Here is an 18,613-nt window from a genome sequence, read left to right on the forward strand (position 1 = left end):
GGCAGCGGCCCCTAACCGGCCACGGCGGCGCGCAGTGCCAGGATCCGCTGCAGCTGCTGCCGCTCCTCGGCCTGGTGCAGCTGGACATCACGGCCGCTGAGGATACGCTGGCGGGTGTTGGCCAGGTGCGTCGCGGCTTTCATGAAGTCCTTCATCTGCCGTTTCCTGCCATAACTGCCTGCCCAGTTCAGGGCAGTCCGGCGGCCGCCGAAGGTGGCGAGGAGCTCCACTTCGGCGGGGGTGAACCAGCCGGCGGCGGAGTATTCGAGCAGGCGCTGCCGGGTCAGCCGCTTCTCGGCCACCCGCAGGAGGACGATGCCGCCCACGGCCAGGAAGAAGAGGGGAACCTGGACCAGGATGTAGTCCACCAGGAAGCCCTGCCCCATGCTGTTCCAGCGGTTGTGCAGGAACATGGCCGGCAGCAGCCCCAGGACAAATGCCCCTATCGCGGCGCCGGTTCCTCCGCGGCGGGCGGCGAACCCCATGACCAGCCCTGTGGTGCCGGTGAAGATTGCGTGGGCAAAGGGGGACATGACGCCGCGGAGGAAAAACACCTGGGCGAAGTCGCCGGCGGGGTTCGCCGATTCCGCGATGGCCCGGCCGAAATACAGGATGTTCTCGGTGAAGGCGAAGCCGCCGGCAATGGTGAAGGCGAAAACCACCCCGTCCACCGGGCCGTCGAAGTGCCGCCTGGCCAGTATCAGCAGGAGCAGCAGCCCCAGTGATTTGGCGAACTCTTCCACGATGGGCGCCTGGACAGTGGCCATAAACGTCTGCAGGTCCGCCTCATCGGAAAACTGGAAGCCCAGGACAAAAAACGGCTGGATCAGCAAGGTCACGGCAATCGATACTGCCGCGCCCCAGGTGAAGGCGAAGAACAGCAGCCGTTTTGGCTCGGGTTCCCACTTATCGATGACGTAGACCGCCAGGAGGACCACCGACAACGGGATCAGCGAGGCCAGGAAACCGATCATGAACCCCGCAGGGCCCGTGTTCGACAACAGGAACGGCACCACCAGGAAGAGGCTGAGGAAGGCCAGCGCACTGCCGCCGATGGTCAGCGCCACCAGGCTCCCGCTCCGGGCCCGCCCCGCCCGCATCACTGACTCCTGCGGCGGCACCAGGGCGTCTACGGGCCGGCCCTGATGCCCCGGGGCGGAGCGGTAGTTCCCGGGCTGCACCTGTCCCATCCAGGTCGGGTTGGCCTCGCGGGGAAGCGCAGTGCCCCCGCGGAAGGGATCTTCAGGCGGTCCGGACGCAGGGTAGCGGGGGTGCATCGACATATCCGAAAGCCTAGGTGGCTCCTGCCGCACCGCCAAGGATCCTGTCCGCCAGCGGCGGGAAAGTGTGACCATCACCGCGTCCTTGCGGGACGGGCCCGGCAGGCCCGTGTGGTAATTTTGAAGCGCACATGATCCTTTTTTAATTCCGTCCTGTGAGGCGGGGAAAGGGGAGACGAGCGTTGACTTCTGTCACCAGCGCACCGGTTCCAGCCAGGGTGGTCCTCAGCCAGGCGGACATCGACCGGGCCCTCACTCGTATCGCCCATGAGATCCTCGAGGCCAACAAGGGTTCCCAGGACCTGGTCCTGCTCGGCATTCCGCGCCGCGGTTATCCGCTGGCAGCCCGGCTCGCCGCAAAGATCGCCGCAGCCGATCCCACCGTGGACGCCGCAGCCATCACCGGCCAGCTCGACGTCACCATGTTCCGTGACGACCTGTCACACCAGGGCACGCGCCCGCCATACCCCACCAAGCTGCCGCGCACGGGCATTGACAACAAGGTGGTGGTCCTCATCGACGACGTCCTGTACTCGGGCCGCACCATCCGCGCCGCCCTGGACGCCCTCGTGGACCTGGGCCGGCCCCGCATCGTGAGGCTCGCCGTCCTCATTGACCGCGGCCACCGCGAGCTCCCCATCCGGGCAGACCACGTAGGCAAGAACCTGCCCACCTCCTCGGCGGAGAAAGTCCGCGTCCGGCTCGAGGAAACGGACACCGCCCCCGGCGGCACCCCCGTCAACGAAGTAGTGATCGAGGGCCGCTCGTGAAGCATCTCCTGTCCACCGAAGACCTGAGCCTGGCCAACGCCATCCGCATCCTCGACACTGCCGAGGAAATGGCTGCAGTGGGGGACCGCGAAGTCAAGAAACTGCCCGCACTGCGCGGCCGCACCGTGGTGAACCTCTTTTTCGAGGACTCCACCCGCACCCGCATCTCGTTCGAAGCGGCCGCCAAGCGCCTGTCCGCGGACGTCATCAACTTCGCCGCGAAGGGCTCCTCCGTTTCCAAGGGGGAGTCCCTGAAGGACACCGCCCAGACACTGTCCGCGATGGGCGCGGACGCCGTCGTCATCCGGCACTGGGCCTCCGGGGCTCCGCACCGGCTGGCCGCGACCGACTGGATTGATGCCGCCGTCATCAACGCCGGGGACGGCACCCACGAGCACCCCACCCAGGCGCTGCTTGATGCCTTCACCATGCGCCGCCACTGGGCCCGCCTGGCGGGCACCGGGTCCGAAGGCGAAGACCTCAAGGGAATGCGGGTGGCCATCGCCGGAGACGTCCTGCATTCCCGCGTGGCCCGTTCCAACGTCTGGCTCCTGCGCACCCTCGGCGCCGAGGTCACCCTGGTGGCGCCGCCCACACTGCTGCCCATCGGCGTCGACAAATGGCCCTGCAAGGTCAGCTACAACATGGACGAAACGCTCGAGCAGGGCGTCGACGCCGTGATGATGCTCCGGGTGCAGGGCGAACGCATGAACGCGTCCTACTTTCCCAGCACCCGGGAATACTCGCGCCGGTGGGGTTTTGACGACAACCGGCTGCGCGCGCTGGACTCCCTGGGCATGAAGGACACCATCATCATGCACCCCGGGCCCATGAACCGCGGCCTGGAAATCTCGGCGGCCGCCGCCGATTCCCCCCGCTCCACCGTCCTGGCCCAGGTCCGCAACGGCGTGTCCGTGCGGATGGCCGCCCTTTACCTGCTGCTCTCCGGGGACACCCGCGAACCAGCCGCCCCCGCCCTGGCGTATGCCGGCACCCATTCCACCAAGGAGAGCAACTGATGGCAGCCAACACCGGAACCTACCTGATCCGCGGCGCCTCGCTCCTGGGCGGCGAGCCGGCAGACCTGCTGATCCGCGACGGCGTTATCGCTGAAACGGGAACCGGCCTCTCCGCCGAGGGCAGGGACGCTGATGCCACCGTCATCGACGCCGCCGGCCTGGTGGCACTGCCCGGCATGGTGGACGTGCACACCCACCTGCGCGAGCCTGGCCGCGAGGACGCCGAGACCGTGGAAACCGGAACCCGGGCCGCAGCCCTGGGCGGGTACACCGCCGTCCACGCCATGGCCAACAGCACTCCCGTGGCGGACACCGCCGGCGTGGTGGAGCAGGTCTACAGCCTCGGCCAGGCAGCCGGCTGGGTGGACGTGCGCCCCGTGGGCGCCGTCACCGTGGGCCTGGCCGGCGAGCAGCTCGCCGAACTGGGCGCCATGGCCGATTCCCGCGCCCGGGTCCGGATGTTCTCCGACGACGGCATCTGCGTCCACGATCCCGTCCTCATGCGCCGTGCCCTGGAGTACGTCAAGGCGTTCGACGGCGTGGTGGCCCAGCACGCCCAGGAACCGCGCCTGACTGCCGGTGCCCAGATGAACGAAGGCGAAGTCTCCGCCGTCCTGGGACTCACCGGCTGGCCCGCGGTGGCCGAGGAAAGCATCATCGCCCGCGACGTGCTGCTGGCCCAGCACGTTGGCTCCCGGCTCCACGTCTGCCACGTCTCAACCGCGGGTTCAGTGGAAATCATCCGCTGGGCGAAGCAGCGCGGGATCAACGTCACCGCGGAGGTCACCCCGCACCACCTGCTGCTGACCGATGACCTGGTCCGCAGCTACGACCCCGTGTACAAGGTGAACCCGCCGCTGCGCACCGACGCCGACGTCCAGGCCCTGCGCGCCGGCCTCGCAGACGGGACCATCGACGTCGTCGGCACCGACCACGCACCGCACCCCAGCGAGCACAAGGAATGCGAGTGGGCCCAGGCCGCCATGGGCATGACCGGCCTGGAAACGGCACTCTCCGTGGTGCAGCACACCATGATCGAGACCGGCCTGATCAGCTGGGCCGACTTCGCCCGGGTCACCTCCTCTGCTGCCGCAAGGATCGGCCGGCTGGAAGACCAGGGCCGGCCGCTGGAAACGGGGGAGCCCGCCAACATCATCCTGGTGGACCCCGCCGCGCGCTGGACGGTGGAGCCCGCCAAGATGGCCACCATGGGACGCAACTCCCCGTTCAAGGGCATGGAGCTGCCAGGCAAGGTGGTGGCCACCTTCTTCAAGGGCCACCCCACAGTGCTGGACGGCAAGCTCAACACGCCGTACCCGCACACCGCGTCCGTGGGCGCCGCCTGATGGACACCCAGCTGCTCTCGCTCGTCATCACGCTGGCCCTCATCGCCGCAGCCTTCGCCCTCATCGCCCTGGGCTGGCGGAACCGCCTCAGGCGCCAGGCCGACGTCGAACAGTTGCCGTTGGCGCCGGAAGTGCCGGGGGAACCGCTCGCCGGTGCCGAGGGGCAGTACGTCGCGTCCACCACCGGCGGTGACTGGCTGGACCGGATCGCCGTGCACGGCCTGGGCATCCGGACCAATGCCACACTGGAGGTCTACCCGCACGGTGTCCTCTTTGACCGGTCAGGCGCCCCGGCGCTGTACATTCCTGCGGCGTCCCTCACCGGGGTCCGGCTGGACAGCGGCATGGCCGGCAAGTTCGTGGAGAAGGACGGCCTCCTGGTCCTGGCGTGGGTGCACGGCAGCCACGAGCTGGACACCGGCTTCCGGACCCGCCGCGCAGAGGACAGGAACGTGCTTTTCGCAGCACTTCAGGAATTGATTTCTTCGGCCCCCGCGGCTGATGCCAATAGTGGAAAGTAAGCAAGTGACAACAAACACCGCAGTATCCGCCCCAGTTTCCGCTCCTGTATCAGCTCCCGCTGCGCTCGTCCTCGAAGACGGCCGCATCTTCCGCGGAAGCAGCTACGGCGCCACCGGAACCGCCCTGGGCGAGGCAGTCTTCGCCACCGGGATGACCGGCTACCAGGAAACCATCACCGACCCCTCCTACGCCCGGCAGCTGGTGGTGCAGACCGCACCGCACATCGGCAACACCGGCGTGAACAATGACGACGCCGAGTCCCGCCGCATCTGGGTGGCCGGCTACATCGTCCGGGACGCCGCCCGCCGCCCGTCCAACTGGCGCTCCGAGCGTTCCCTGGACGAAGAGCTCGTGGCCCAGGGCATCGTCGGCATCCAGGGCGTGGACACCCGGGCCATCACCCGCCACCTCCGCGAGCACAAGACCATGCGCGCCGGCATTTTCTCCGGCGAAGCCGCCCGGGCCACGGACAAGGAACTGCTCGAGGCCGTCCTGGCCAGCGCCCCGATGGAGGGCGCCCGGCTGGCCGAGGAAGTCAGCGTGGACGAAGCCTACGTCGTGGAACCGAAGGACCACGGCTGGGACGGTGAACCCCGGTTCAGCATCGCCGCCGTCGACCTCGGCATCAAAGCCATGACCCCGGTCCGGTTCGCCGAGCGCGGCGTCCGCGTCCACGTGCTCCCGGCCACCGCCACCCTCGAGGACGTCAAGGCCGTCAACCCGGACGGTTTCTTTATGTCCAACGGCCCCGGCGACCCCGCCACCGCCGACACCCAGGTCAAGCTCCTCCGCTCCGTGCTGGACGAAAAGCTGCCGTACTTCGGCATCTGCTTCGGCAACCAGATCCTGGGCCGCGCCCTGGGCTTTGGCACCTACAAGCTGCGCTACGGCCACCGCGGCATCAACCAGCCCGTTATGGACCGCCGCACCGGCAAGGTGGAGATCACCTCGCAGAACCACGGCTTCGCCGTGGATGCACCGCTCGACGGCGCCACCCAGGCTCCCGAGGCACGCTACGGGCGCGTCGAGGTCAGCCACGTCAGCCTCAACGACGACGTCGTGGAAGGCCTCGCCTGCCTGGACATCCCCGCCTTCTCCGTGCAGTACCACCCCGAGGCAGCGGCCGGACCGCACGACGCCGCCTACCTGTTCGACCGCTTCATCGACCTGATGGAGGGCACCCGGGACGGCAGGACCGCCAACCTGTCCAAGGACCCGGTGGACTCCGCGCATTCAGCCGGCGCTGAACACAAAAACGACAACAAGACTGAGGACAAGAAGTAATGCCGAAACGTACAGATCTCAAGAGCGTCCTCGTCATTGGTTCCGGCCCGATCGTCATCGGCCAGGCCGCCGAATTCGACTACTCCGGCACGCAGGCGCTGCGCGTCCTCAAGGAGGAAGGCCTGCGGGTCATCCTGGTCAACTCCAACCCGGCCACCATCATGACCGACCCGGAGTTCGCTGACGCCACCTACGTTGAGCCCATCACCCCGGAGGTGGTGGAGAAGATCATCGCCAAGGAGCGGCCGGACGCTGTGCTGCCCACCCTGGGCGGCCAGACGGCCCTGAACACGGCCATCGCGCTGGACAAGAACGGTGTGCTCGAGAAGTACAACGTGGAGCTGATCGGCGCCAACATCGCCGCCATCGAACTCGGCGAGGACCGCGAAAAGTTCAAGGGCGTGGTGGAACGCTGCGGCGCGGAGTCCGCCCGCAGCCATATCATCCACACCATGGACGAGGCACTCAAGGCCGCCGACGACCTCGGCTACCCCATGGTGGTCCGCCCGTCCTTCACCATGGGCGGCCTCGGCTCGGGCCTTGCCTACAACGAGGACGACCTCCGCCGCATCGTAGGACAGGGCCTGCAGTACAGTCCCACCTCCGAGGTGCTGCTCGAAGAGAGCATCCTGGGCTGGAAAGAGTACGAGCTCGAGATGATGCGCGACAAGAACGACAACGTCGTGGTGGTCTGCTCCATCGAGAACTTCGACCCCGTAGGCGTCCACACCGGCGACTCCATCACCGTGGCGCCGGCCCTGACCCTCACCGACCGCGAATACCAGCGGCTGCGCGACATCTCCATCGCCGTGATCCGTGAGGTGGGCGTTGACACCGGCGGCTGCAACATCCAGTTCGCCATCGATCCCGCCACCGGCCGCGTGGTGGTCATCGAGATGAACCCCCGCGTGTCCCGGTCCTCAGCACTGGCATCGAAGGCCACCGGCTTCGCCATCGCCAAGATCGCCACCAAGCTTTCGCTGGGCTACACGCTGGATGAAATCCCCAACGACATCACCCAGAAGACCCCGGCATCCTTCGAGCCCACCCTCGACTACGTCGTGGTCAAGGTTCCGCGCTTCGCGTTCGAGAAGTTCCCCGCCGCGGACAACACCCTCACCACCACCATGAAGTCGGTGGGCGAGGCCATGGCCATGGGCCGCAACTTCACCGAAGCCCTGCAGAAGGCGCTCCGGTCGCTGGAACAGAAGGGTTCGCAGCTGGACTTCAGCAGCGTTCCCGAGTGGGAAGTCGCCGAGCTGATCGAAAAGGCAAAGCGTCCCACCACCGAGCGCCTGCACCAGGTCCAGCGTGCCCTCCTGGGCGGTGCCACCGTGGAGCAGCTTTTCGAGGCCACCAAGATCGACCCGTGGTTCCTGGACCAGCTCCAGCTCCTCAACGAGATCTCCCGCGAAATCCGCCAGGCCGGCGCACTCACGGCCGACATGCTGAAGCGCGCCAAGCGGCACGGCTTTTCGGACGAGCAGATCGGCGCCCTCACGCACAACTCCGAGGCCGTGGTCCGCGGCGTCCGCCAGGCACTGGGCATCCGCCCGGTCTACAAGACCGTGGACACCTGCGCCGCGGAATTCGCCGCCTACACCCCGTACCACTACTCGGCGTACGACGAGGAGGACGAGGTTGCGCTGCACGCCAAGCCTTCGGTCCTGATCCTCGGTTCCGGACCCAACCGGATCGGCCAGGGCATCGAGTTCGACTACTCCTGCGTCCACGCCTCCATGGCGCTGCGCAAAGCCGGCTACGAGACCGTGATGGTCAACTGCAACCCGGAAACCGTGTCCACGGACTACGACGTCTCCACCCGCCTGTACTTCGAGCCGCTGACGCTCGAGGACGTGCTGGAAGTCATCGCGGCCGAGGAACGCACCGGCGGTGTGATGGGCGTCTTCGTCCAGCTCGGCGGCCAGACCCCGCTGAAGCTCGCCCAGCAGCTCGCCGACGCCGGGGTACCCATCCTGGGCACGTCGCCGGAAGCCATTGATTTGGCCGAGCACCGCGGCATGTTCTCCCGGGTCCTGGACAAGGCCGGACTGGTATCCCCGAAGAACGGCACCGCCGTCTCCTTCGAGGATGCCAAGAAGATCGCGGATGAGATCGGCTACCCCGTGCTGGTCCGCCCGTCCTACGTCCTGGGCGGCCGCGGCATGGAGATCGTCTACGACGAGCCCAACCTCTCCCGCTACATCGCGAACGCCACGGAAATCACCCCGGACCACCCGGTGCTGATCGACCGGTTCCTGGAGGACGCCGTCGAAATCGACGTCGACGCCCTCTTCGACGGCACCGACATGTACCTGGGCGGCATCATGGAGCACATCGAGGAAGCCGGCATCCACTCCGGCGACTCCGCCTGCGTCCTGCCGCCCATCACCCTGGGCACCAACGTCCTGGAGCGGGTCCGCACCGCGACCCGGGCCATCGCCGAAGGCGTGGGGGTACGCGGCCTGATCAACATCCAGTTCGCCCTGGCCTCTGACGTGCTCTACGTCCTTGAAGCCAACCCGCGTGCGTCCCGGACCGTGCCGTTCGTCTCCAAGGCCACCGGCGTACAGATGGCCAAGGCCGCTGCCCTGATCGGCACCGGCGTGACCATCAACCAGCTCCGCAGCGCCTACAAGATGCTGCCGGAGGTGGGCGACGGCTCCACCCTGCCGCTGGACGCTCCGGTGTCCGTCAAGGAGGCAGTGCTGCCCTTCAGCCGCTTCCGCACCCTCGAAGGCAAGGTGGTGGACTCCCTCCTCGGGCCCGAGATGCGCTCCACCGGCGAGGTCATGGGCATCGACAAGCACTTCGACACCGCGTTCGCCAAGAGCCAGGCCGCGGCCAACAACGCGCTGCCGACTGAAGGCAAGATCTTCGTCTCAGTGGCCAACCGGGACAAGCGGTCCGTGATCATGGGCGTCAAGCGGCTCTCTGACCTCGGCTTCGAGATCGTCTCCACCGGCGGCACGGCGGATGTCCTGCGCCGCAACGGCATCCAGGCCACCCCGGTCCGCAAGGTCGCCGAAGGCAGCAGCGCCGAAGGCGAAGGCACCATCGCGGACCTCGTCATCGCCGGCGAGATCGATATGGTCTTCAACACGCCGTCCGGGGGCGAGGCCCGCAGCGACGGCTACGAACTGCGCGCCGCCGCCACGTCCATCGGCATTCCCTGCATCACCACGGTGGCCGAGTTCAACGCCGCCGTCCAGGCCATCGAGGCCATGCGCACCTACGAGTGGTCTGTCACCAGCCTCCAGGAGCACGCGGCAGCGCTGGCCGAATCCCAGAAGGCGGCCCTGCAGCATGCCTGAGCAGGCAGCAGCGTCCGCGCAAGTGCAGGGCCGGGAGTCCTTCGGCTCCCGGCTCAGCGCCGCCATGGCGGCCCACGGCCCGCTGTGCGTCGGCATTGACCCGCACCCGTCCCTGCTGTCCGCCTGGGGGCTGCAGGACGACGTCGACGGCCTGCGTGCGTTTTCGCTGACCGTCCTGGACGCGGTGGCTTCGCTCGCTGCCGCGGTCAAGCCGCAGGTGGCGCTCTACGAGCGCCACGGGTCCGCCGGGATGGCTGTCCTGGAGGAAGTCCTTGCCCTGGCCCGGGACGAGTCGGTGCTGACCATCGCCGACGCGAAGCGCGGCGACATCGGCTCCACCATGGCGGCGTACGCTGACGCGTGGCTCCGGGACGGTTCGCCGCTGGCCGCCGACTCGGTGACCCTGAGCCCCTACCTGGGCTTCGAATCACTGCGTCCTGCCCTGGACCTGGCGGCAGAGACCGGACGCGGGGTTTTTGTCCTCGCCCTGACCTCCAACCCCGAAGGGGCCTCGGTCCAGCACGTCGGCGGAGCGGACTCCGTGGCGCGCCGCATCGCGCAGGCTGCCGGCGGCGAAAACCGCCGCTACCCGGGGGAGCTTGGCTCGGTGGGACTGGTGGTGGGCGCCACCGTCGGCTCTGCCCTTGCGGACCTCGGCGTTGATCTCGCCGCCATGCGCGGACCCATCCTCGCTCCCGGGCTAGGCGCCCAAGGGGCCACCCCGGCCCACCTGCGTGCCACCTTCGGCGACGCCTACGGGCAGGTCCTCGGAACCTCCAGCCGGGAGATCCTCTCGGCCGGCCCCCGGCGGCAGGCACTGCGGGACGCCGCCCAGCGGACCCTCGACGGATTGCGCAGCGAATAAGTATTGCACTGCGGGCCAGGTGCTGGAGCGAATAGCTGCCCGTTTCCCGCGGATGCATTGATTCGGGCAGCACCAGAGGGTAGTTTCAGGACAAGTCCAAGGGCGGCCGCCGTTGGACATATCCGCCGAAATCCGGGGGTGTCACCCATGGTGCTGCGACCCTTATCCGCGTCCGAACGGACTGATGCCCTCAACAAGGCCGCGGCAGCCAGGGCAACAAGGGCCGCGGCCAAGGAAAGCCTGAAGAACGGCGAGAAATCCGCGGCCGAGATCATCAGTGCAGCCGTTGAGGATGAAGCCATGGCACGGATGAAGGTATCCGAGTTGCTGGAGGCCTTGCCGGGCATCGGCAAAGTCCGGGCCGCCGCCATCATGAAGCAGCTCGGCATTGCGGCTTCCCGCAGGCTCCGCGGCCTCGGCATCCACCAGCGCCGGGCGCTGGTAGATTTTATAGACGAGAACTAGGGCTGCCCCGGCCGCCTTTCCCCAAATCCGGCACAAAGGAATACGTGAGTAAAAAACCTGGACTGACAGTCCTCGCAGGTCCGACGGCTGTTGGCAAAGGCACCGTGTCCACCTTCATCCGGGACAACTACCCGGAGGTCTGGCTGTCCGTTTCAGCCACCACCCGGGCTCCCCGGCCGGGAGAGATCGACGGCGTGCACTACTTCTTCAAATCCAAGGAGGAGTTCGAGCGGCTCGTTGCCGACGGCGAGCTCCTGGAATGGGCGGTGGTCCACGGCCAGAACACCTACGGCACCCTGAAAAGCACCGTGAACCAGGCCATCGCCGAGGGACGCTCCGTGCTGCTGGAGATCGACCTGCAGGGTGCCCGCCAGGTCAAGGCCGCCGTTCCGGACGCCCAGTTCGTCTTCCTCGCGCCGCCGAGCTGGGACGAAATGGTGCGCCGGCTGGTGGGCCGCGGCACCGAAACCCCCGAGGAACAGCAGCGCCGGCTGGAAACCGCTAAACTGGAACTTGCTGCTGAACCGGAGTTCGACCACACCGTCATCAATGACGACGTTCGCCGGGCGGCGGACGAGCTTGTTTCACTCATGGGGCTGACCCCGCATCCGCACGGGGCGCGGGAAGCGTCAGCCCGCTAGGAATTTGGAGAATTCGTGTCCACGAACCTTGAAGGCATCATCAACCCGCCGATCGACTCGCTGCTCGAGGCAGCCGACTCCAAGTACGGCCTGGTGATCTTCGGTGCCAAGCGTGCTCGTCAGATCAACGCCTACTACGCCCAGCTGCACGAGGGCCTCTTCGAGTACGTCGGCCCGCTGGTTGACACCAAGCTGAACGAAAAGTCGCTTTCGATCGCCCTGCGCGAGATCAACGAAGGCAAGCTGGTTTCCACGCCGATTGAAGCCGCGGAGTAATTCTGCCGCCTGAGGTGCTGTTGACGGAGGTCACGTGCGCATAGTCCTCGGAGTCGGGGGAGGGATCGCCGCCTACAAGGTGGCATCGCTCCTCCGGCTTTTTACTGAAGCCGGCCATCACGTCACAGTGATTCCCACGGAGGCGGCCACACGCTTTGTGGGCACCGCCACCTGGGAGGCGTTGTCCGGAAACCCTGTCAGCAACAGCGTTTTCGACGGCGTCCACCAGGTCAACCATGTCCGCCTGGGCCATGAAGCCGACCTTGTGGTCATCGCCCCGGCCACTGCCGACCTCCTGGCCAAAGCAGCCACCGGCCAAGCCGGCGACCTCCTGACCAACACCCTGCTGATGGCGCACGGGCCGGTGCTGTTCGCCCCGGCCATGCACACCGAAATGTGGCAGCACGCGGCCACCCGCGCCAATGTTGAAACCCTGCGCAGCCGCGGCGTTGCTGTCCTCGAACCCGCGACCGGCCGGCTGACAGGATCAGACTCCGGGCCGGGCAGGCTGCCGGAGCCCGAAGTCATTTTCGAGGCCGCGATGGCCCTGGTCGAGGGGCAGTCGGACTACCAGCTGCCGCTGGCCGGCCGCACCGTCACCATCAGTGCCGGCGGAACCCGCGAACCACTGGACCCCGTCCGTTTCCTTGGCAACCGGTCCTCCGGAAAGCAGGGCGTGGCGCTGGCGGTCGCCGCACGGAACGCCGGGGCAACCGTCCGGCTGATCGCGGCCCATATGGAAGTTCCGCCGCCGGCCGGGGTGGAGGTGGTCCAGGTGGAGACTGCCCTGCAGCTGCGGGAAGCCGCGCTGGCAGCCGCTGCCGATTCCGACGTCGTTATTATGTCCGCCGCGGTCGCCGACTTCCGTCCGGCAGAGGTCTCCAACACCAAAATCAAGAAGCGCGACGACACCGCCGATCCCGTGATCACACTGGTCCGCAATCCTGACATCCTGCACGAGCTCGTGGAACGGCGGAACAGCTCCGGATCCGCGGAGGGGCAGCAGCTGATTGTCGGATTCGCCGCGGAAACCGGGGACAGTCACGGCGACGTGCTGGCCTACGCGGAGGCAAAGCTGCAGCGCAAAGGCTGCGACCTGCTGGTGGTCAACCACGTCGGCGCGAACAAAGTCTTCGGCCAGGACACCAACTCCGTGGTCATCCTGGCCCGCTCCGGCTCCGAACCACAGGAGGCGTCCGGAACCAAAACCCAGGTTTCGAGCGCCATCATCAGCCGGATCGGCTTCCAACTGAACCACGTATCGCCCCGCACCTGAATGTTTGGCGGGCACGTCCGCTGAGCAGAGTGACACCGCATGACGTCCCGCCGGGGCAGTCCGGATTCCAACAAGTAAGGTAATTGAGTGACTTTACCGCTGCACCTTCCCCAGTCCCATGGGGCCACGCCCTCCGCGCTCCGGCTCTTCACCTCCGAGTCCGTCACCGAGGGCCACCCGGACAAGATCTGCGACCAGATCAGTGACGCCATCCTGGACGCACTGCTCGCTGCCGACCCCGAATCGCGGGTAGCCGTGGAGACCATGGCCACCACCGGCCTGGTCCACGTGGCCGGCGAAGTCACCACGGACGCCTACGTCGAAATTCCACAGATTGTCCGCGAAACCATCCTCGGCATCGGCTACGACTCCTCGGCCAACGGGTTCGACGGCGCACGCTGCGGGGTTTCCGTTTCCATCGGCCAGCAGTCCAACGACATCGCCGGGGGAGTCTTCAACTCCCTCGAAGCCCGCGAAGGACGCCAGGAGGACGACTACGACCTCCAGGGCGCCGGCGACCAGGGCCTGATGTTCGGCTACGCCAGCGATGAGACTCCTTCCTACATGCCCACCCCCATCTGGCTGGCACACCGGTTGTCGGAGCGGCTCACCGAAGTCCGCAAGTCAGGCCAGCTGCCCTACCTCCGCCCGGATGGCAAGACGCAGGTAACCGTGGGCTATGACAAGGACCTGCCCGTCTCAGTCGAAACCGTTGTTATCTCCAGCCAGCACGCCGAAGGCGCAAGCCTGGCGCAGCTCCGCGCGGACCTCGCCTCCATCGTCATCGAGCCCGTGCTCGCCGGCGCCAACCTGGACATTTCCCGGGCAGCGAACATCCTGAACCCGGCCGGCGAATTCGTCATCGGCGGTCCCGTGGGCGACGCCGGCCTCACCGGCCGGAAGATCATCGTTGACACCTACGGTGGCATGGCCCGCCACGGCGGCGGTGCCTTCTCCGGCAAGGACCCCTCCAAGGTGGACCGCTCGGCTGCCTACGCCATGCGCTGGGTCGCCAAGAACGTGGTGGCAGCAGGACTGGCCAAGCGTGCCGAGATCCAGATCGCCTATGCCATCGGCCAGGCCCGCCCCGTGGGAACCTACGTTGAAACCTTCGGCACCGAAACGGTGGATCCTGCCCGCATCAGCGCCGCCATCGCGGAGATCTTCGACCTCCGTCCCCGCGCCATCATCGACGCCCTGGACCTGAAGCGGCCCATCTACGCCAAGACCGCCGCGCACGGGCACTTCGGCCGCGACGATCCGGACTTCACCTGGGAGCGCCTGGACCGCGTCGACGACCTGAAGGCGTTCTTCAACGCCTAGGAATGCCGCAGTGCAGGAATGTCTGTGCCGGGTGGTTTGCTGGCTCTGTCCACTTGGGTAATGCTGAACGGAGGTAGCCGCCATGGTTGCTGATCATTCAGCACAGCCACTGCTGGATCTGCCTGCAACTGTGCAGCCATCCCTGCTGCAGGGTTTTCCGGACCGGAAACACCAGGCGGGGCCGCAGTTCGCGGAGCACCTGCCGGTGGCGCGTGTCCTTGTTGAGTCCTCCCTGCCCCATTTGGACCGGCCCTTCGATTACGGCGTCCCGGCCGCCCTCGATGCGGACGCCCGGCCCGGGGTCCGGGTCAAGGTCAAGTTCAACGGCCAGGACCTCAGCGGCTTCATCTTGGAACGGGTGGCGGAGTCCGACGCCGGCCACACCCTCCTGCCGCTGACTAAGGTGGTTTCCCCGGTTCCGGTCCTGACGCCCGAAATCCGCGACCTCGCAACCGCCGTTGCCGCGCGCTATGCCGGAACGGTGAGCGATGTTCTCCGCGTCGCCATTCCGCCGCGGGTGGCCCGGCTGGAGAAAACCTTTCCGCGTATCCAGGAACCAGCAGCTGAGGCCGCGGTGCGCCTGCCGGATAGTACCGGGGCGGACGTGCTGCAGAGCGCCTGGATGGACTACCGCAACGGTCCTGCCTTCCTGCGCCACCTCACTGAAGGCGGGGCGCCGCGCGCTGTGCTCAACCCGCTCCGGGCGTTCGGCCCGGCGGGCTGGCACCAGCTGGTGGCCCACGTGCTGGCCGCCGCTTTCGCGTCGGGCCGGGGTGCCCTGGTGGTGGTGCCGGACAACCGGGACCTTGACCTGCTTGAAGGCGCAGTAAAGGGCCTGTTGCCCGAAGATGCCGTAGCCCGGTTGACGGCAGAGGACGGGCCCACTCCCCGCTACCAGAACTTCCTGCGCCTCCTCGCCGGCACAGCGCGGGTGGCCATCGGCACCAGGTCGGCTGCCTACGCACCCGTTAAGGACCTGGGTCTCGTTGTTTGTTGGGACGACGGCGACGACCTCCACATCGAGCAGCGGGCGCCGTACGCGCACGCCCGGGAGGTGCTGCTCCTGCGCGCCGAACAGGCAGGGGCAGCATGCCTTCTGGCCGGGCACACCCGCAGCACCGAAGTCCAGCGGCTGGTGGAAACCGGCTGGGTGCTTCCGGTCGAGGCGGAGCGGAGCGTTGTCCGGCGCACTGTCCCGCGGGTGGTGAACACCGCCGACAGTTTCGAACAGGAACGGGATCCGCTCGCCCGGATTGCCCGCCTGCCCGGCGCCGCCTGGCGCGCTGCGAAACAAGGTCTCGAGCTGGGGCCGGTCCTGGTCCAGGTGGCACGGGCAGGCTACGTGCCCTCGCTGGTGTGCGAAACCTGCAGGGAGCCCGCCCGCTGCGGAACCTGCCAGGGGCCGCTGGCGCTGGCCGGAGGCGCTTCCGCGGTTCCGCAATGCCGGTGGTGCTCCACCCCGGCACTTGACTGGGGCTGTTCCCACTGCGGCGGCCGGAGGCTCCGCAAGGGTGCCACCGGAGTGATGCGGACAGCCGAGGAACTGGGGCGCGGCTTCCCGGGGAAAACCGTCATCACGTCCTCCGGAGACCACGTCAAAGCCAGCGTAGGCCCGGGCAAGTCGTTGGTAGTGGCCACCGTGGGTGCGGAGCCCGTGGCTGAGGGCGGCTACGCGGCGGCTCTGCTCCTGGACGGCGACTCGCTGCTGCGGCGGGAAAACCTCCGGGCCGGCGAGGACACGGTGCGCCGCTGGTTCAATGCCGCCGCCCTGGTGCGGCCCGCGTCCGACGGCGGGCTGGTGGTTATCACGGCCTCGGAGACGTCCGCTGTGGGTGCCCTGCTCCGCTGGGATCCTGCGGGTTACGCCCGGCGGGAACTGTCCCTTCGTATGGAACTGCAACTGCCGCCGGCGGTACGGATTGCCTCGGTCACCGGCCCCCGGCCCGCCGTCGAACACTTCACCGCCGAAGTGGCTGCGCAACTGGAACCGGGCGGGATTAAGCTGCGCACCGCCGGGCCTGCCCCGGTGGTCCTTAGCGGACCGCCCTCATCGCGCCGCGCGGCAGAGGACGTCCGCACCCTCCTGTTTTTCCCCTACGCCCAGGCGGCGCCTGTCACCCGGGTCCTGCGCGCAACCCGGTCGGCGACGGCCGCAAAACGGAGCGCGGAACCCGTCCAGCTCCGCCTCGACGGCGTGGACGTCCTCTAGCCGCGGCGCTGTTACTTCCTGCCGCGGCGCCGGGCGATGATGTCGTGTGCCACGTCCACCAGCTGGCGGGCCGATTCGTCCCACGTGAACTCACGGGCTCGGGCCAGGGAGCGCCGCGAGGCGTCCTCCCACCGTTCCCGGTCCTTCAGCTTCGCCACGGCAGCGGCGAACTGTTCGGGCGAGGCCGGATCAACATAGCTGGCGGCGCCACCGCCCACTTCCCGGAAGATGGGAATGTCACTGGCAATGACCGGTGTGCCCAGGGCCATGGCCTCAACGAGCGGCAGGCCGTAGCCTTCGGCCCGGGAGAGGCTCACCAGCGCCGTAGCGGTGGTCAGGAAGGCTGCGTACTCCTTGTCCGTAACCCCGTTGTGGAACACCACGTGCGCTCCGGACGGGACCAGCTTTTCCAGCTCTGCGCGGCGCTGCGGAGTGATCCGGCTCAGCAGGTGAAGCGTGTAGCCGGGCAGGGAAGCCATCCCCGCCACCATGGTTTCCACATTCTTATAGGGCATAAACGAACCCATGTAGACAATCGAGGGTTCGGCGCCCGCTTCCGGTTTCCTCGGTTCCGCAGCGGGTTGCGGTGCGTTGCCGATGATCCTGACCGGCCGCCGCGTCAGCCGGTACTTTGCCATCAGGGCCTCGGTGGTCCTGCTGACGGTTGCCACCGCATCTGCCCGGTTGAGCAGGAGCCGCTGCGGCCAGAAAGCCCTGTGGTACAGCCGCCACAGGATCCGGACCGGGGCGGGCAGGAATCCCGGCGGCTCAGGGTGCTCGTAATAGATGAGGTCGTGCAACGTCAGGACCAGCCCGTACTTCCGGCCCCAGGTGCCCATTGTCTGCATAGGGCAGACCACCACGTCCGCGCCCAGCGGGTTCACCTTGCGGGCCACCAACAGTTCGGCGGGGGACAGGGGACTGTTGATCAGCGTGTAGGGCACGTCCGGCAGCAGCGCGAGTTGCCGGAGGTCCGAAACCAGCATGGAGACGTCAGCGATTTTGGCGGTGGCCTCGATCAGGCTTGCGCCGTAACGGCTGATGCCGTCGTGGTGGTCGGTCCTGGTAAAACGTGCGTCGATGACTATCTTCACGCGGGATGGTCCTTAAGGAAGCTGCGGATGTACCGTGCGGCCGGCTCTGGCGTCTCGTAGTGGATCAAATGGCCGACGCCCTGAATGACCTGGAGTTCCCCGTCCGGCAGCAGCTCAAGAAGCCGGTGCTGGTCAGGGAGCGTTGCGATTTCGTCCTTTTCGCCGGCGATCAGAAGCACGGGAAGCTGCAGGCGGGGGGCCACCTCTGCAACGTGGCTGCTGACGGAGGCGGTGAAGGACTCCAGGAGGCTGTCCCTGCTGGCGAACGCGCTGAAGTAGGCGTGGTGCTGGCCGTGGATAAACCGCCGCACCTCCGGGTCTTTCGTCTTGGCCATGGTCTCGCTCATGACCCGCACGATCACCGGGTTCCGCAGCAGTGCCTGCCCCAACGGGCCGGGAAGCCGGGCGGCCAGCTTGTAGTACAGCACCGCCAGCCTGGTCATGATGCCCTTGGGCCCCTCGAGGGCCGGCGCGGCAATGGGATTGATAAGGATCAGCGGCTGTACGGCGCCCGGATGGTCCGCCACGAAGTGCGCCGCGATGATGGACCCGAAGGAGTGCCCCAGGAGAACCGTGTCCGGCCCGAGACCCAGGGCCGCCATGAACCCGCCGATGAACGCTCCGTAACCGGCCACCGTGTGGCCGCCCGGCCCGAACGCCTCTGAACTGCCGAAACCTGGCAGGTCAGGCATGACGATGCGCATGTCAGGAAGCTGGTCGGCCACGCGCAGCAGTCCGTGATGGTCTCCGCGGAACCCGTGGATCACCAGGATGGTCCGGGTTTCAGGTGTTTCCCGGAGGGGTTCATAGGTCCAGAAGGCCACCTTCCGGCCGGCGATCCGGACAGAAGAAGCGCGGGTGCGTCCTGCCAGGTCCGGGCTGAAGAAGGCGGGCGCGGGCTGTGGCCCTGAGTGTGTTGTTTTCATCCA

16 protein-coding genes are annotated in these 18,613 nt (G+C 67.4%); 13 read left to right on the forward strand and 3 right to left on the reverse strand.

What is annotated here, in order from left to right; all coding sequences use genetic code 11:
* Positions 1–11: 11 nt before the first annotated feature.
* Positions 12–1,283, reverse strand: a complete 1,272-nt coding sequence (locus ARTSIC4J27_RS09430) for a PrsW family intramembrane metalloprotease (RefSeq protein WP_050054950.1) — start codon at positions 1,281–1,283, stop codon at positions 12–14.
* A 179-nt stretch (positions 1,284–1,462) separates the two neighbouring features.
* Here ARTSIC4J27_RS09430 and pyrR point away from each other — a divergent pair, with 179 nt between their 5' ends.
* From pyrR to ARTSIC4J27_RS09495, 13 genes are all read left to right on the forward strand, one after another.
* Positions 1,463–2,050, forward strand: a complete 588-nt coding sequence (gene pyrR, locus ARTSIC4J27_RS09435; RefSeq protein WP_050054951.1) for a bifunctional pyr operon transcriptional regulator/uracil phosphoribosyltransferase PyrR — start codon at positions 1,463–1,465, stop codon at positions 2,048–2,050.
* Positions 2,047–3,069, forward strand: coding sequence for an aspartate carbamoyltransferase catalytic subunit (locus tag ARTSIC4J27_RS09440; protein ID WP_050054952.1), 1,023 nt, complete (start codon positions 2,047–2,049; stop codon positions 3,067–3,069). The genes pyrR and ARTSIC4J27_RS09440 overlap by 4 nt, the downstream gene beginning before the upstream one ends.
* Positions 3,069–4,415, forward strand: coding sequence for a dihydroorotase (locus ARTSIC4J27_RS09445; RefSeq protein WP_050054953.1), 1,347 nt, complete (start codon positions 3,069–3,071; stop codon positions 4,413–4,415). The genes ARTSIC4J27_RS09440 and ARTSIC4J27_RS09445 overlap by 1 nt, the downstream gene beginning before the upstream one ends.
* Positions 4,415–4,936: a PH-like domain-containing protein gene (locus ARTSIC4J27_RS09450; RefSeq protein WP_050054954.1), complete on the forward strand. Its 522-nt coding sequence runs from the start codon at positions 4,415–4,417 to the stop codon at positions 4,934–4,936. The genes ARTSIC4J27_RS09445 and ARTSIC4J27_RS09450 overlap by 1 nt, the downstream gene beginning before the upstream one ends.
* A complete protein-coding gene (gene carA / locus ARTSIC4J27_RS09455; protein WP_050054955.1) occupies positions 4,917–6,221 on the forward strand; it encodes a glutamine-hydrolyzing carbamoyl-phosphate synthase small subunit in 1,305 nt (434 codons plus the stop codon). The genes ARTSIC4J27_RS09450 and carA overlap by 20 nt, the downstream gene beginning before the upstream one ends.
* Complete coding sequence (gene carB, locus ARTSIC4J27_RS09460; RefSeq protein ID WP_050054956.1) at positions 6,221–9,535, forward strand: carbamoyl-phosphate synthase large subunit; 3,315 nt, start codon at positions 6,221–6,223, stop codon at positions 9,533–9,535. Before carA ends, carB begins: the two co-directional genes overlap by 1 nt.
* Positions 9,528–10,400 (forward strand): orotidine-5'-phosphate decarboxylase, encoded by an 873-nt coding sequence (gene pyrF / locus ARTSIC4J27_RS09465; RefSeq protein WP_050054957.1) that lies wholly within the window; start codon positions 9,528–9,530, stop codon positions 10,398–10,400. The genes carB and pyrF overlap by 8 nt, the downstream gene beginning before the upstream one ends.
* Positions 10,401–10,547: 147 nt before the next feature.
* A complete protein-coding gene (gene mihF, locus ARTSIC4J27_RS09470) occupies positions 10,548–10,865 on the forward strand; it encodes an integration host factor, actinobacterial type (protein WP_200900778.1) in 318 nt (105 codons plus the stop codon).
* A gap of 44 nt (positions 10,866–10,909) precedes the next feature.
* On the forward strand, positions 10,910–11,506 hold the full coding sequence (gmk, locus tag ARTSIC4J27_RS09475; protein WP_050054959.1) for a guanylate kinase: 597 nt from the start codon (positions 10,910–10,912) through the stop codon (positions 11,504–11,506).
* 15 nt (positions 11,507–11,521) lie between these two features.
* Positions 11,522–11,782 (forward strand): DNA-directed RNA polymerase subunit omega, encoded by a 261-nt coding sequence (rpoZ, locus tag ARTSIC4J27_RS09480; protein WP_003800778.1) that lies wholly within the window; start codon positions 11,522–11,524, stop codon positions 11,780–11,782.
* A gap of 34 nt (positions 11,783–11,816) precedes the next feature.
* Positions 11,817–13,058, forward strand: a complete 1,242-nt coding sequence (gene coaBC / locus ARTSIC4J27_RS09485; protein WP_050054960.1) for a bifunctional phosphopantothenoylcysteine decarboxylase/phosphopantothenate--cysteine ligase CoaBC — start codon at positions 11,817–11,819, stop codon at positions 13,056–13,058.
* An 87-nt stretch (positions 13,059–13,145) separates the two neighbouring features.
* A complete protein-coding gene (metK, locus tag ARTSIC4J27_RS09490) occupies positions 13,146–14,381 on the forward strand; it encodes a methionine adenosyltransferase (protein WP_050054961.1) in 1,236 nt (411 codons plus the stop codon).
* A gap of 82 nt (positions 14,382–14,463) precedes the next feature.
* Positions 14,464–16,590: a primosomal protein N' gene (locus ARTSIC4J27_RS09495; protein ID WP_050054962.1), complete on the forward strand. Its 2,127-nt coding sequence runs from the start codon at positions 14,464–14,466 to the stop codon at positions 16,588–16,590.
* Between the two features lie 11 nt (positions 16,591–16,601).
* On the opposite strand, the gene ARTSIC4J27_RS09500 is transcribed toward ARTSIC4J27_RS09495, so the two are convergent.
* Positions 16,602–17,684 carry a glycosyltransferase family 4 protein gene (locus ARTSIC4J27_RS09500; RefSeq protein WP_050054963.1) on the reverse strand — a complete coding sequence of 361 codons (1,083 nt, stop codon included), beginning with the start codon at positions 17,682–17,684 and terminating at the stop codon, positions 16,602–16,604.
* Positions 17,681–18,610, reverse strand: coding sequence for an alpha/beta fold hydrolase (locus tag ARTSIC4J27_RS09505; protein ID WP_050054964.1), 930 nt, complete (start codon positions 18,608–18,610; stop codon positions 17,681–17,683). The genes ARTSIC4J27_RS09500 and ARTSIC4J27_RS09505 overlap by 4 nt, the downstream gene beginning before the upstream one ends.
* Positions 18,611–18,613 lie beyond the last annotated feature (3 nt).

This window comes from Pseudarthrobacter siccitolerans, assembly GCF_001046895.1.
In the GTDB taxonomy this organism is placed as follows: domain Bacteria; phylum Actinomycetota; class Actinomycetes; order Actinomycetales; family Micrococcaceae; genus Arthrobacter; species Arthrobacter siccitolerans.